Source organism: Bradyrhizobium sp. SZCCHNR3119 (genome assembly GCF_032487775.1).
GTDB lineage: Bacteria > Pseudomonadota > Alphaproteobacteria > Rhizobiales > Xanthobacteraceae > Bradyrhizobium.
Genome location: NZ_JAUEUV010000001.1, coordinates 1,875,962 through 1,890,968, shown reverse-complemented (window position 1 = coordinate 1,890,968; position 15,007 = coordinate 1,875,962). Strand labels below are relative to the sequence as shown.

Genomic DNA, 15,007 nt, shown 5'->3' with positions numbered 1-15,007 from the left:
ATTGCGAGGAGCGAAGCGACGAAGCAATCCAGAGCCTTGACGTCGGCTCTGGATTGCGTCGCTTCGCTCGCAATGACGAAGGAGAGAGCACTGTCATGAAGAACATCCCCTTCGATCTCACAGGACAGGTCGCCGTCATCACCGGCTCGAGCCGCGGCATCGGCCGTGCCTCTGCCGAATTGCTGGCGCAACTCGGCGCAAAAGTCGTGATCTCCAGCCGCAAGGCGGATGCCTGTGAAGAGGTCGCGGCCGGCATTCGCTCGCGCGGCGGCGATGCCCATGTCATCGCCTGCAACATCGCGCGCCGGCCCGAGGTCGATGCGCTGATCGACGGCGCGGTCAAGCATTACGGCCAGGTCGACATCCTCGTCTGCAACGCGGCGGTGAATCCCTATTATGGCCCGCTGCTCGACATCAGCGACGAGGCCTTCGACAAGATCATGGCCTCGAACGTCAAGAGCAATCTGTGGCTCTGCGCCAAGGCGATCCCGCCGATGGCCGCGCGCCGCAAAGGCTCCGTCATCATCGTCTCCTCGATCGGCGGCTTGCGCGGCTCGACCGTGATCGGCGCCTACGGCATCTCGAAAGCCGCGGATTTCGCGCTCTGCCGCAGCCTTGCCGGCGAATGGGGACCGCAGGGCGTGCGGATCAATTGCGTCGCGCCCGGCCTGATCAAGACCGACTTTGCCCGCGCGCTGTGGGAGGACGAAGAGCGGCTCAAGCAGCGCTGCGCCACCACGCCGCTGCGCCGCATCGGCGAGCCGCACGAGATTGCCGGCGCGGTCGCCTATCTCGCCTCGGATGCCTCGACCTTCATGACCGGCCAGACCATCGTGGTCGACGGTGGCGTGACCACCGCTGCGGTCTAGGCACTCTCGTCGCCGAGCGGCAGCGCGGCGCACGGTCTTTACCCTCCGCCTCTCGGCAAGACGATCGCATATGGCGCAAACTGGACCGGGGCCTCATGGTTCTCCCGGCGATGCGTAGCATCGTCCGGAGACGCGCCGCATGCGGCGCTCCTCACCATGAGGGTCTGCCATTTTGCTCAAAAACAAGCGCTCGTCCTGAGGAGCTCGCCGGAGGCGAGCGTCTCGAAGGACGGCCGCGGGAGAGATCGTCGGCCGAGTTTTTCCCCATATGCGATCGCCCTGCCCCTCTTGGGGAGGGGGCGTCGCACATGCGGGCTCCACCTTGACCTCGCGCTCCTGATCCGCTTGCTTGTCGGCCCAACGTCGTCAACCATTCTGTCGGGAAGAAACCCCCATGTCTTTCGTGCTGGCCATCGATCAGGGCACCACGTCCTCGCGCGCGATGGTGTTCCGCTCCGACATCTCGATTGCCGCTGTCGCGCAGCAGGAATTCCCGCAGCATTTTCCGGCCTCCGGCTGGGTCGAGCACGAGCCGGAGGACATCTGGACCTCGACCGTCATGACCTGTCGCGACGCGCTGGAGCGCGCCGGTCTTGCGGCGAAGGACATCGCCGCGATCGGCATCACCAACCAGCGCGAGACCACCGTGGTTTGGGATCGCGCCACGGGGCAGGCGGTGCATCGGGCCATCGTCTGGCAGGATCGCCGTACCGCCGACATCTGCGCGAGGCTGAAGGCCGAAGGCCTCGAGCCGATCATCTCGCAGAAAACGGGCCTGATCATCGATCCCTATTTCTCGGGCACCAAGGTGGCCTGGATTCTCGACCACGTGCCCGGTGCGCGCGAGCGCGCCGAACGCGGTGAGCTCATGTTCGGCACGGTTGACTGCTATTTGTTGTGGCGGCTCACCGGCGGCAAGGTCCACGCGACCGACGCCACCAATGCCTCACGCACGCTGCTGTTCAATATCCACAGCGGCGAATGGGACGATGAGCTGCTCTCCATCCTGCGCGTGCCGCGCTCGATGCTCCCGGAGGTGAAGGATTCGTCGGCGCATTTCGGCGAGACGGTGCCGGAACTGTTCGGCGGATCGATCGCGATTTCCGGCATCGCCGGCGATCAGCAGGCTGCCACGATCGGCCAGGCCTGCTTCACGCCGGGTATGATGAAATCGACCTACGGCACCGGCTGCTTCGCGCTGCTCAACACCGGCAGCACGCCGGTCGTCTCCAAGAACAAGCTGCTCACCACCATCGCCTATCAGCTCAATGGTGAACGCACTTACGCGCTGGAAGGCTCGATCTTTGTGGCGGGCTCGGCCGTGCAATGGCTGCGCGATGGCCTCGGGATCATCAAGCACGCCGCCGAGACCGGCCCGCTCGCCGACCAGTCGGATTCGCTGCAGAGCGTCTATCTCGTGCCCGCCTTCGTCGGCATGGGCGCGCCGTACTGGAATCCGCGCGTGCGTGGTGCGCTGTTCGGGCTGACCCGCAACACCGGTCCGGCGGAGCTGGCGCATGCCGTGCTCGAGAGCGTCTGCTACCAGACCTACGATCTGTGGGCGGCGATGCGCGCCGACTGGCCGGATGCTGACGCCGCGACCATCGTGCTGCGCGTCGACGGCGGCATGACGGCCTCGGACTGGACCATGCAGCGCCTGGCCGATCTGCTCGATGCGCCCGTCGATCGTCCGATGATCCAGGAGACCACGGCGCTGGGCGCCGCCTATCTCGCCGGCCTCAAGGCGGGCGTCTATCCGGAGCCGGAAAAGTTCGCCGACAATTGGCGGCTCGAACATCGCTTCAGGCCGGTGATGAGCGCCGCCACCCGCGCGCGCAAGCTCGCCGGCTGGGCGCGTGCGGTGAAGGGCGTGCTGGCGAGCGACGAGGGGGAATAAAGCCTGAGGCGAGAGGCTCGCCTCAGGCTGCGTGCTGAAACCTCACTGCGACGCAGTCTCCTTCTGGAAATACACGTCGACCTTCATGCCTGTCACCAGCGGGCCAGGCTCGTTCAGGTCGATCAGCACTTCCACCACGTCCACGTCGGTCAGGTTGCGCTGGCTGAGCGTGGCGTTGCGTCCCTGCTCGACCAAGGGCGCGACCGAGGCGACCTTGCCGGCCATGTCGCGGCCGCGGAAGGCGGCGGAGCGCACCACCACGGTTTGCCCGGCCTTGATCTTGTCGATGTCGCGCTCGTCCGCCTCGGCGCGTACCCGCAAGGCGGAGACATCGCCCAGCAGCGCTAGCGGCGGCGTGGCCGATGGCGACGCCAATTCTCCGCGCCGGGCATTGACCTGCAGGACGGTGCCGGCGGTCGGCGCGCGGATGGTCAGCTTTTGCAATCCGGCCCGGGCCGCCTGCAGATTGGCGAGCGACACGCTGTATTCGCCTTCCGACACCGTCGGTAACGGCGCCTCGTCGGTGGCGCGGCGCAGCTCGTCATTTTGCTGCGAAAGCCTCGCCTCGGCGCGGGTCAGTCCCGTACGGGCGGCGTCGACATCCGCGTTGGTCTGGCCGGCGCGCTTGTCGGCACTCGTCTTGTCGAACAGGGCTCTCGCCTCGTAGACCGCGGTCTCGGCGTCGGCGACAGCATCTTCGGCGCGGCGCCGCGTGGCGGATGATGACGGCGCCTCCTTGTTGCGCACGCGCTTGCGCATGTCGACCTGGGCTTCGGCGGAGGCCAGTTGCGCCCGCGCCTCGCTGTCGTTCAATCGGATCAGCGGCTCGTCTGCCGCGACCGTGTCGCCCGCCTTGACCAGCACCTTGTCGATCACGCCGATCACGGGGGCGGCGAGCTTGACGGTGCCCGACACCGGCTCGACCCGTCCTGGGGCCACCGCCAGCCAATTCTTGTCGGCCGGTTCGTTGCCTGCGGCTTGCGCCGGCGCGCCCGGGCCGATGCAGGCCAGCGGCACCGTCACGATAACCGCATAGAGCACGGCAAGAAGAGCAGCCTTGCTTGTGGTGTTGGTCTTGCTGCCGTTGGACGCGATCATGAGTTCGATACTCTCTTGGCTGGGCTTGTGGGCTCGCCTTCGATGATCCGGCCGTCTTCGATATGAATGATGCGGTTGGCGAACGGCAGGATGCGTGGATCGTGGGTGACGACGAGCACCGCGCGCGAGCGGTCCTTGGCGATGTCGGCGAGCAAGGTCATGATGGCCTGGCCGTTCTCGGCATCGAGCGCGCCGGTCGGCTCGTCCGCCAGGATCGCCCGTGTGTTTCCGACGATCGCCCGCGCGATTGCGACCCGTTGCTGCTCGCCGCCGCTGAGTTGAAGCGGGAAGGATTTCCGCTTGTGGGCAAGGCCGACCATGGCCAGCGCGTCCCGTGCCGCCTTCACCGCGGTTCGCGAGGATTGCCCGCGGACATCGAGGGCGAGGCGGATGTTCTCCTCGGCGGTCAGCGTCGGAAACAGATGGTAGGATTGGAAGACGAAGCCGATGTGATCGCGCCGCAGCTTGGCCAGCGCCTCCGCATCGGCGCCGCTGACCGATTGGCCGCCGATCCGGACGCTCCCGCTCGCCGGCGTCATCAGGCACCCGAGGATCGAGAGCAGCGTCGTCTTGCCGCTGCCCGAAGGGCCCATCAGCAGCACCAGCTCGCCGCCGTCTAACGACAGGCTCACACCCTTCAGCGCCTGCACGCGACCGGCCCCCTGTCCGAGGAACTGCACGATGTTATCAGCCTCGAGGAGCGGCTCGGTCATCGCGTGAACACCAGGGTGGGGTCGATGCGCATGACCTGGACGATCGCGGCCACGCCGGATCCGACGCACATGACGACGGTCAGGAGCAGAAGACCCAGCGTCAATGTCGGCGTCATGACGATGGGCAGCGCCGATTCGGCGGTCATCCTGACCACGACCGCACTGACGCCCGCTGCGCCGCAAAATCCGATGATGGCGCTGAGCAGCGCCTGCCAGATGATCACCGTGTAGATGTAGCTGCTGGACGATCCGATGGCGCGCAAGGTTGCGAACTCGTTCAGGTGATCCTTGGTGCTTGAATACAGCGTCTGGGCAACGATCACGGTGCCGACGATGAAGCCCAGCAGGGCGCCTGCGAACAGCGCGGCGCCGGCGCCGGTTCCGAATAGCCAGAACGACCTGCTGCGGTTGCGAAATTCGCCCGAGGTCAGGACCTCCACGTCGGAAAGGCTTGCGCGCAAATCCTGTCTGACCCGGTTGATGTCGGCCTCGGGAGACAGCCGCACCAGGAGATAAGACGCCTTTTGCTGCGATGTTCCAGTGTAGGCGCGTGCGCGATTGACATCGGTGAAGACATAGGGCGTCGTCGTGAACGAGCGGATGCCCCTGGTCACCGCCGCCACCTGCACGGCCTGATCGCGAATTTCGGCGTTTTCGCCCGGTCCCCTGACGCCGAGCCGATCGAAATAGGATTGGTCGATGGCCACGGCGCCGGGAATTGCGAGGTCGTCGGTGCGGCCGGCGACCACGTTCCACGGATGCAATCCCAGCCCTTGCAGTTCGGAACCGACCACGAAGACAGGTGTCGTGGTGCCATTGGGCAGCCGCCACTGGGCGTAACCGATCACAAGGGGAGCGGCTTCGACCACGCCGTCGATCGCCAGCGCTCGAAATCGCTGACGTTCGTCCAGCAGCGACGGATCCTCGAAACATTTGGTGCCGGCCGGCACGATCCAAAGATTGGCTGCCGAATGATCGATCATGGTAGTGACCGTGCGCCGGAAGCCGACATAGAGGCCCATTTGCAGCGTCACGAGCACGATGGAAAAGACGATGCCGACGATCGTCGCCACGAATCTCAGCCGGTCATGAAACAGGTTTCGGGAAGCGAGCCTGAATCTCAGCGACATGGACTGCGAACCATCGATTTTGATCCATTTCATCCGTTTCGGGAAATGAAGTCCACGTCGAAGCGTTGCACTGTGGAAGTCACCGGCACCATCGGGGATGGCGCGGTGGGAGGGCGGCTGGGGCGCAGCCAGAGTCGATCAACGCCATCGATTGGCCGTTTCCATGGCAGGGCAGACCAATTTTGGAACGGCTGCGCTGATAGGCCTCAGCATAATCGCCGGAGCGGGATCGCACCGCTGGGGCGACGGTCTTCCAAACACGGAAGTGAGATGCGATCGCGTTTCCGGCACTCATGAACGGATTGCTTCGCATTCCAGCCAAGCTCCCTGTCATAGTCCATCGCTCCGATAACAGATGATATCGTCGGTGAAACTCGTTTCAATGGCATGAGGAGGTGACATTCATGTTCTTGATCGGCCAATACGACTCGCCCTTCGTCCGCCGCAGCGCGATCGCGCTGAAGCTTTACGGCCTCCCGTTCGAGCATCGGCCGTGGTCCACCTTCGGGGACGCCGACAAGATCGCACAATACAATCCGTTGCTGCGGGTACCGGTGCTGGTACTCGACAGCGGCGAAGCGCTGATCGATTCCGCTGCGATCCTCGACCATCTCGACGAAACCGTCGGGCCGGAGAGGGCGATGCTGGCGAGCCGCGGCGCCGATCGGCGGAGGCAGCTGCGCACGGTCGCGCTGGCGACGGGTCTCGGCGACAAGGCGGTCAGCCTGGTCTATGAGCGCGTGCTGCGCAAGGACCAGCTGAAGCTATGGGTCGAGCGTTGCGAGGCGCAGATCGCAGGTGTGCTCGCGGCGTTGGAGACGGAGCGCGCATCGGTCACGACGCCGTGGTGGTATGGCGAACGCATCGGTCACGCCGATATCGCGGTGGCCTGTGTGCTGCGCTTCACCACTGAGGCGCATCCGCATCTGTTCGATGGCAGCCGCTATCCGGCGCTGGCGGCGCACGCAGCCCGCTGCGAGGCCCTGCCGGCGTTTTGCGAGATCGTGCAGCCGCTCGTGCCGCCGAGCGGGGATTGACGACTCCGGAGGCTGCTGCAAGCTCGATCTGATCCTTCCTTGGCCGGAGGGACACCGCGCCTGCCTTTGCGAGCAGGCAGGCAAGCGGCCTACATCTTCCGCCGCATCGCCTCCGGCGTATCCGGTTGCGCCAGCGGATGTGCAGCCGCGAAGGCCGGCAGCGCCATCGCGGTTTCGAAGATGCGCGTCACGGTCGGATAGGGCGCCATATCGATGCTCTGGTTCATCGCGAAGGTGACGTGGCCGACCAGGCAGATGTCGGCGATCGTCGGCCCCTCGCCATGCGCGTAAGACCCGGTCGCGGGATGATCGGCGAGCTGCGCCTCCAAGGCGCTTAACGTCTCGGCCGCCCAGTGCCGCAGCCATGCCGCCTTCTGCTCGTTGCTGATCTTGAGCGTCTCGGTCAGATAACGCTGGACGCGCGGCACGGTCAGCGGATGGGCATCGCAGGCGACCATCGCAGCAAGCCCGCGCACGCGGGCGCGACCGGCGGCGTCAGCGGGCAGCCGTGCCGGCGCGGGATAGGTCTCTTCGAGATATTCGAGGATCGCGAGCGACTGGAACAGCACGGTGCCGTCGTCGAGCACCAGCGAAGGCAGCGCCATCTGCGGATTGACACCGGCGTAGTCGTTGCCGCGATGCTCCTGCTTGTCGATGTCGACGAACACGACGTCGTGCGCCACGTTCTTGATATTGAGCGCAATGCGCACCCGAAAACTCGCCAGCGATCGCCAGAAGGAATAGAATTTCATGGATGTGCCTCGTCCGATCGAGCCAGGCAGGAGAGACTATGCGAGTTGTTACGGCTCGCGATAGTAATAAGACTGTCATCGCCCGCGACGGCCGGCGATCCAGTATTCCGAGACGGTGGTGATCGGTCGAGAGGCTGCGCGTGCTGGATGCCTCGCTTGAAGCGGGGCATGACAGCACAGGGCGGAGCTGCGGCCTTGGGGTCTGGCGGATGATGCGAAGAACTAATTACTTCGCGCCGACCGCTTTCTTGCGCCAGGCGAGATGCACGGCACAGGTGCACCCTTGCGGATGCGAGGCGAGGCCGTTCGCGGCGCTTGCTGCGGCTTCGTCGTTGGCGGCAACGGGCGCGGCGGCTCCGGATGGGGCGGCAGCTGCGGCGGCGCTGTTCGAACCTGCGACCTGCGATGGGATGTAGTTGAGGATCGGCGCCAGCCAGCGCTCGATCTCGGCCACGCTCATGCCCTTGCGCGCGGCGTAATCCTCGACTTGGTCGTGCTCGATCTTGCCGACGCCGAAATAGAAGCTTTCGGGATGCGAAAAATAAAGTCCCGACACCGACGAACCCGGCCACATCGCGAAGCTCTCGGTCAGCTTGACCCCGGCATTCCTCTCCGCGTCCAGCAGCTCGAACAGCGTCGCCTTCTCGGTGTGATCGGGCTGCGCGGGATAGCCCGGCGCGGGGCGGATGCCCTGATACTTCTCCAATATCAGTTCGTCATTCGAGAGAGCTTCGTCCGGCGCATAGGCCCAGAACTCGCGCCTGACGCGCGCGTGCATGCGCTCGGCAAAGGCTTCGGCGAGCCGGTCGGCCAGCGCCTTGACCAGGATCGAGGAGTAGTCGTCATTGGCGTTCTTGAAGCGGTCGGCAACCACGTCTTCGCCGATCCCCGCAGTGACGACGAAGCCGCCGATATAATCGGGCACGCCGGAGGCGGCCGGCGCGATGAAGTCGGACAGCGCAGTGTTGAAGCGTCCTTCGCGCTTCTCGAGCTGCTGGCGCAGCGTGTGCAGCGTCGCGATCGGCTTGGCACGGCTCTCGTCGGCATAAAGCACGACGTCGTCACCGACAGCGTTCGCCGGCCAGAAGCCGATCGTGGCGCGCGCGGTGAACCACTTCTCCTTGACGATGCGGTCCAGCATTTTTCGCGCATCGTCATAGAGCGCGCCTGCGGCCTCGCCGACCTTGGCGTCATCGAGAATGGCGGGGAAGCGGCCGGCGAGCTCCCAGGTCTGGAAGAACGGCGTCCAGTCGATATAGGGCACGAGCTCGGCGATGTCGTAATCGGCAAAGCTCTTCACGCCCAGGAAGGTCGGCTTCACCGGCCGCGCCTTGACAAAGTCGATCTTCGGCGCGTTGGCGCGGGCATGAGCGAGCGACAGCCGCCTCTTGTCGGCCTGGCCGCGCAGATGCGCGGCCGCGATCTTCTCATACTCGCTGCGGACATCGGCCGCATAGGCGACCTTCCGCTCGGGCGACAAAAGCGAGGAGGCGACGCCGACCGCGCGGCTGGCGTCATTCACATGGACGACCGGACCATTGCGATAATTCGGGTCGATCTTCACAGCCGTGTGCACGCGGCTGGTCGTCGCGCCGCCGATCAGCAGCGGTACGTTCAGGTTCTGCCGCTCCATCTCCGAGGCGAGATAAGCCATCTCGTCCAGCGAGGGCGTGATCAGGCCCGACAGCCCGACGATGTCGGCCTTCTCGGCCTTGGCGGTCTCGATGATTTTCGCCGCCGGCACCATCACGCCGAGATCGATCACCTCGAAATTGTTGCACTGGAGCACGATGCCGACGATGTTCTTGCCGATGTCGTGCACGTCGCCCTTCACGGTCGCGAGCACGATCTTGCCGGCGTTGGAGCGTTCGGCGGCAACGCCCTTGTTGGCAGCCTTCTCGGCCTCCATGAATGGCATCAGATAGGCCACAGCCTGCTTCATGACGCGGGCAGATTTGACGACCTGCGGCAGGAACATCTTGCCGTCGCCGAAGAGGTCGCCGACCACGTTCATGCCGGCCATCAGCGGGCCTTCGATCACGTCGAGCGGACGGGTTGCTGCCGCGCGCGCCTCTTCGGTGTCCTGTTCGATGAACTCGGTGATGCCGTGCACCAGCGCGTGGCTGAGGCGCTTGTCGACCGGCCACTCGCGCCAGGCGAGATCGGCCTCCTTGGTCTGCTTGCCTTGCCCGCGGAATTTCTCGGCCAGCGCCAGCAAGCGCTCGGCGGCGCCGGGGTCGCGGTTGAGCACGACGTCCTCGCAAACCTGGCGCAGCTCGGGATCGATGTCGTCATAGACGATCATCTGCCCGGCATTGACGATGCCCATGTCCATGCCGGCCTTGATGGTATGATACAGGAACACCGAATGCATCGCTTCGCGCACCGGCTCATTGCCGCGGAACGAGAAGGACAGGTTGGAGACGCCGCCCGAGACATGCGCATGCGGCAGGTTCTGCCTGATCCAGCGCGTGGCTTCGATGAAGTCGACACCGTAATTATTGTGCTCCTCGATGCCGGTGGCGATCGCGAAGATGTTGGGATCGAAGATGATATCTTCCGGCGGGAAGCCGATGGTCTCGGTCAGAATCTTGTAAGCTCGGGCGCAGATCTCGGTCTTGCGCTGATAGGTGTCGGCCTGACCTGTCTCGTCGAACGCCATCACGACGACGGCGGCGCCGTGGCGGCGAGCGATCTTGGCCTCATGAATGAACTTCTCCTCGCCCTCTTTCAGCGAGATCGAGTTCACCACCGGCTTGCCTTGGACGCATTTCAGCCCGGCCTCGATCACGTGGAATTTCGAGGAATCGACCATGACGGGCACGCGGGCGATGTCCGGCTCGGCCGCGACGAGATTGAGGAAAGTCCGCATCGCGGCTTCCGAATCCAACAGGCCCTCGTCCATGTTGACGTCGATGACCTGAGCGCCGTTATTGACCTGGTCGCGGGCGACCTGAAGCGCCGCGGTGTAGTCGCCGGCGGTGATCAGCTTGCGGAATTTCGCCGAGCCGGTGACGTTGGTACGCTCGCCGACATTGACGAACGGGATGGCGGGCGTCAGCTCGAACGGCTCGAGGCCGGACAGCCGCAGCCGCGGTGGGATCTCGGGCACCACGCGCGGCTTGTGCGGAGCGACCGCGGCGGCGATGGCTGCAATATGGTCCGGCGTGGTGCCGCAGCAGCCGCCAACGATGTTGACGAGGCCGTCGCGGGCGAACTCGCCGATCAGCCGCGCCATGTAGTCCGGCGTCTCGTCGTACTGGCCGAACTCGTTGGGCAGGCCGGCGTTCGGATAGGCGCAGACCAGCGTGCCGGCGACGCGGCCGATATCGGCGATATGGGCGCGCAGATCCTCGGCGCCGAGCGCGCAGTTGAAGCCGATCGTGACCGGCTTGGCATGCCGCACCGAATTCCAGAACGCCTCCGGCAACTGGCCCGACAGCAGGCGGCCGGACTTGTCGGTGATGGTGCCGGAGATCATAACCGGCACATCGATGCCGCGTTCATCGCAGAGCTCGGCGATGGCATAGAGCGCGGCCTTGGCATTGAGCGTGTCGAAGATGGTCTCGACCAGCAGGAGGTCGGCGCCGCCGTCCAGCAGCCCGCGTGCCTGTTCGCCATAGGCCAGCCGCAAATCGTCGAAGGTCACGGCGCGGTAGCCGGGATTGGCGACATCGGGCGAGATCGAGGCGGTACGGTTGGTCGGGCCCATGGCGCCGGCGACGAAACGCGGCTTGCCGTCCTCGGCCGATACGCGTTGCGCGGCGTTGCGCGCCAGACGCGCGCCCTCGCGGTTCAGCTCATAGATGATGTCGCTGAGGTCGTAATCGGCTTGCGCGATCGACGTGGCAGAGAAGGTGTTGGTGGCGACGATGTCGGCGCCGGCACGCAAGTAGGCGGCGTGGATGTCCTCGATCGCGTCAGGCTGCGTCAGGATCAACAGGTCGTTGTTGCCACGGAGGTCGCGATGGAAGTCCTTGAAGCGTTCGCCGCGGAAGGCGGCCTCGTCGAACTGCAGCGCCTGGATCATCGTGCCCATGGCGCCGTCGAGGATCAGAATGCGCTCGCGGGCGGCGGCAAGAAAGGCGGTGCGCTTTGCGGATTCCTTGGGAGAGGTCGGAACGGACATCAGGCGGCGACTTTCTTGGCGAGCTTCGGGCGGATGCCGAGCAGATGGCTGATCGCGAACACGAGGTCGGCGCGGTTCATGGTGTAGAAATGGAAGGTGTCGACGCCCTGCTTGGCGAGCTTTTGCACCTGGCCGGCCGCGACGGTCGCCGCGACCAGCTTGCGCGTTTCAGGATCGTCATCGAGGCCGTCGAACTTTTCCGCAAGCCAGTCCGGCACGGTGGTGCCGGCCCGGGTGACGAAGCCGCGCGCCTGCTTGAAATTGTGCATCGGCATGATGCCCGGCACGATCGGGATATCGATGCCGCGGGCGCGGACGCGGTCGAGGTAGCGGAGATAGAGGTCGTTGTCGAAGAACACCTGGGTGATCGCGCGCGTCGCGCCGGCATCGACCTTTGCTTTCAGCATGTCGATATCGGCATCGAAGGTCGGGCTCTCCGGGTGCTTCTCTGGATAGGCCGAGACCGAGATCTCGATGTCGGGATGGCGCCGCTTGATGCCGGCGATCAGTTCCGGCGAGGTCTGATAGCCGTCGGCATGGGTGTAATAGGGCGTACCGATGCCGCCGGGTGGATCGCCGCGCAACGCCACGATGTGGCGGACGCCCACTTCGTAATAGCGGTCGACGATTTCATCGATCTCGCCGCGGGATGCGCCGACGCAGGTGAGATGCGCGGCAGGCAGCAGGCTGGTTTCCTTGAGGATGCGGGCGATGGTGGCGTGCGTGCGCTCACGGGTCGAGCCGCCCGCGCCATAGGTCACCGACACGAAGTTCGGCTCGAGCGGCGCCAGCCGCTCGATCGAAGCCCACAGCGTCTTTTCCATCTCCCCGGTCTTCGGCGGGAAGAACTCGAACGAGATCCTTGGCCGTGGCAGCCCGGCATGTCCGTTCGAGATCGGCGTCGAAAGCTCGGTCATGGCAGCGCAGACTCCGGATTCCGCGTAGTAAATGTCAGATCAAGAGCCCCACCGGCTCGCTGGGGAGGTAAGATAAGCGAAATGCATTGCAGCAAATAGCCCACCGTACGTGGGAAATTGCCCACGATATTCTTTTATTTTGGCGTAAATTGAAGATCTATAGCTTAGCTTGTTGGGCAAAAAAATGAGTATTTTTGAGAGAGATTGGCTGAATTTCGCCGAATCTAGCAGATTGCGGCTAACTTTATCGTTGGGTAGAATTACATGGTTTATGTATACAAGAAGAAATGTCCCACTATGCGTCCTGCCTATGCGTCCTGCCGAGCTATCCTAGCGCCACAGCCCTGACCCGTGGGACGGCCCTCTTTGTCGGGCGCCCGCTGCCCACTACCTTATCGGCTCACGCGCGCGAGTTTTTGAGCCATGATCCCGCTTTCAGTCCTCGACCTCTCCGTTACCACCACCGCGACCAAGCCGGCCGCGGCGCTCCGCAACAGCATCGATCTGGCGCGGTATGTCGATGAGCTCGGTTACGTCCGCTATTGGCTCGCCGAGCACCACAGCCTGGCGTCGGTCGCGAGCCCGGCGCCGGACGTGATGATCGGGCAGATCGCGGCGGTCACGAAGCGCATCCGGGTGGGCTCCGGCGGGGTGATGCTGCCCAACCACGCGCCGCTGGTCGTGGCCGAGCGCTTCAAGATGCTGGAGGCGCTGTTTCCCGGTCGTATCGATTTGGGCCTCGGCCGCGCGCCCGGCACCGACGGCACGACGGCTTACGCGCTGCGCAGCCGGCTCGACCGCCGCGAGGGCGACGACTTCCTGGAGCGGCTGCACGAATTGACCTTGTGGGAGACGCGCGAATTTCCCGCCGGCCATCCCTATCACAAGGTGATCGCGATGCCGGACGACACCCCGCTGCCGCCGATCTGGCTGCTCGGCTCCAGCGACTATTCGAGCGAGCTCGCCGCACAGGTCGGGATGGGTTTTGCCTTCGCGCATCATTTCGCCAGCCATGACGCGATCACGTCGATGACGAATTATCGCGCCCATTTTCAGCCGTCGCGCTGGCGCAGCGAGCCGCATGCGATCCTGGCCGTGGCCGTCGTGACCGCGGACACCGACGCGGAGGCGGAGCGGCTGGCGTCATCCATGGATCTGAATCGTCTCAGGCGCGACCGCGGCGAATACCTGCCGCTGCCGAGCCCGGAGGAGGCCGCGGCCTATCCGTATACGGAGGCCGAGCGCGCCTCGATCGCGCGTAACCGCTCGCGGCTGTTCGTCGGCTCGCCGGCGACGGTGCGGGCCAAACTCGATCCGATGATCGCGACGAGCCAGGCGGACGAGCTGATGGTGATCACCGCCGTGTTCGACCACGAGGCGCGCAAGCGCTCCTACAGCCTGCTGGCGGAGGCGTTCGGATTGGAGAAGGCCGCGGCGTGATGGCCGAACTCACAGTCATTCCGGGCGAGGCCGTAGGCCTCGAACCCGGAATCCAGATCTGTTGCAAAAGAATGCAAGCCAAGCTCGAGATTCCGGGCTCGCGCATTGCATGCGCGCCCCGGAATGACGGGCTGGTGTCTATCAGCTGAGCATTACTCCTGCTTCTCGCTGAAGGTCGCCCGGAACGGATGCGCAGGGTAGACGCCGATGATGCGGAATTCGCGCGAGAAGAATTTCAGCTCTTCCAGCGCAAAGGCGAGGCCCTTGTCCTCGGGGTGGCCGTCGACGTCGGCGTAGAATTGCGTGGCGAAGAAATTGCCGTCGACCATGTAGCTTTCGAGCTTGGTCATGTTGACGCCGTTGGTGGCGAAGCCGCCGAGCGCCTTGTACAGCGCTGCCGGAAGGTTGCGGACGCGGAAAACAAAAGTGGTGACCAGCGGACCGGAGTTCTGCTCGGCCCATTGCGGCTCGCGCGCCAGCACCACGAAACGGGTGGTGTTGTGGGCCTCGTCCTCGACGTCCTCGGCGAGGATGTCGAGGCCATAGATCTCGGCGGCGAGCCGTGAGGCGATCGCGGCGGCGCTCTTGTCGCCGCGCTGGGCGATGATGCGGGCGCTTCCGGCAGTGTCGCCGGCCACGATCGAACGGATGCCGAGCTGGCGAATGATGCGGCGGCACTGGCCGAGGGCATGGACGTGGCTTTCGACCGTCTTGATGTCGGCGAGCTTGGCGCCCTTGATGCCCATCAGCTGATGGCGGATCGGCAGAAACCATTCGCCGATGATGTAGAGGCCAGAGGCGGGCAGCAAATGATGGATGTCGGCGACCCGGCCCGCGACCGAATTCTCGATCGGGATCATGCCGAGATCGGCCTCGCCGGAGGAGATCGCGGACAGCGCGTCCTCGAAGGTGGCGCAGGGGACCGCTTCGGCGCTCGGATAGGCTTCGGAAATGGCGATGTGGGAATTGGCTCCCGGCTCGCCCTGGAACGCGATTTTCAGGATCTTGCTCATGAGGGCCTTCTA

At 64.8% G+C, this 15,007-nt stretch carries 11 protein-coding genes; 4 read left to right on the top strand and 7 right to left on the bottom strand.

Features of this window, described 5'->3' with window-relative positions; all coding sequences use genetic code 11:
* Positions 1-95: 95 nt before the first annotated feature.
* Together QX034_RS09000 and glpK are read left to right on the top strand one after the other, a co-directional pair.
* Positions 96-869, top strand: coding sequence for an SDR family oxidoreductase (locus QX034_RS09000; protein WP_316195327.1), 774 nt, complete (start codon positions 96-98; stop codon positions 867-869).
* A gap of 394 nt (positions 870-1,263) precedes the next feature.
* A complete protein-coding gene (gene glpK, locus QX034_RS08995) occupies positions 1,264-2,766 on the top strand; it encodes a glycerol kinase GlpK (RefSeq protein ID WP_315702908.1) in 1,503 nt (500 codons plus the stop codon).
* A 42-nt stretch (positions 2,767-2,808) separates the two neighbouring features.
* Here glpK and QX034_RS08990 read toward each other — a convergent pair whose 3' ends face one another.
* Genes QX034_RS08990 through QX034_RS08980 form a run of 3 tightly spaced genes read right to left on the bottom strand, consistent with a single transcriptional unit; the run spans position 2,809 to position 5,707 of the window.
* Positions 2,809-3,864 carry an HlyD family secretion protein gene (locus QX034_RS08990; protein WP_315702909.1) on the bottom strand — a complete coding sequence of 352 codons (1,056 nt, stop codon included), beginning with the start codon at positions 3,862-3,864 and terminating at the stop codon, positions 2,809-2,811.
* Positions 3,861-4,577: an ABC transporter ATP-binding protein gene (locus tag QX034_RS08985; RefSeq protein WP_315763607.1), complete on the bottom strand. Its 717-nt coding sequence runs from the start codon at positions 4,575-4,577 to the stop codon at positions 3,861-3,863. The genes QX034_RS08990 and QX034_RS08985 overlap by 4 nt, the downstream gene beginning before the upstream one ends.
* A complete protein-coding gene (locus QX034_RS08980) occupies positions 4,574-5,707 on the bottom strand; it encodes an ABC transporter permease (protein ID WP_316168420.1) in 1,134 nt (377 codons plus the stop codon). The genes QX034_RS08985 and QX034_RS08980 overlap by 4 nt, the downstream gene beginning before the upstream one ends.
* A gap of 404 nt (positions 5,708-6,111) precedes the next feature.
* On the opposite strand from QX034_RS08980, the gene QX034_RS08975 reads away from it, so the two are divergent.
* Entirely contained in the window at positions 6,112-6,744 is a 633-nt protein-coding gene (locus tag QX034_RS08975; RefSeq protein ID WP_315745415.1) for a glutathione S-transferase family protein, read from the top strand.
* An 89-nt stretch (positions 6,745-6,833) separates the two neighbouring features.
* Here the strand turns inward: QX034_RS08975 and maiA are convergent, their stop codons facing one another.
* The 3 genes from maiA to metF all read right to left on the bottom strand — a co-directional run bounded on the left by maiA (position 6,834) and on the right by metF (position 12,542).
* Positions 6,834-7,496 carry a maleylacetoacetate isomerase gene (gene maiA / locus QX034_RS08970; protein ID WP_316168423.1) on the bottom strand — a complete coding sequence of 221 codons (663 nt, stop codon included), beginning with the start codon at positions 7,494-7,496 and terminating at the stop codon, positions 6,834-6,836.
* 226 nt (positions 7,497-7,722) lie between these two features.
* Positions 7,723-11,625 (bottom strand): methionine synthase, encoded by a 3,903-nt coding sequence (gene metH / locus QX034_RS08965; protein ID WP_316195325.1) that lies wholly within the window; start codon positions 11,623-11,625, stop codon positions 7,723-7,725.
* Entirely contained in the window at positions 11,625-12,542 is a 918-nt protein-coding gene (metF, locus tag QX034_RS08960; RefSeq protein ID WP_315702915.1) for a methylenetetrahydrofolate reductase [NAD(P)H], read from the bottom strand. The genes metH and metF overlap by 1 nt, the downstream gene beginning before the upstream one ends.
* A 423-nt stretch (positions 12,543-12,965) precedes the next feature.
* On the opposite strand from metF, the gene QX034_RS08955 reads away from it, so the two are divergent.
* A complete protein-coding gene (locus QX034_RS08955; RefSeq protein WP_315745411.1) occupies positions 12,966-13,982 on the top strand; it encodes an LLM class flavin-dependent oxidoreductase in 1,017 nt (338 codons plus the stop codon).
* A gap of 152 nt (positions 13,983-14,134) precedes the next feature.
* On the opposite strand, the gene QX034_RS08950 is transcribed toward QX034_RS08955, so the two are convergent.
* Entirely contained in the window at positions 14,135-14,995 is an 861-nt protein-coding gene (locus QX034_RS08950; protein WP_315743958.1) for a prephenate dehydratase, read from the bottom strand.
* Positions 14,996-15,007: the final 12 nt, after the last annotated feature.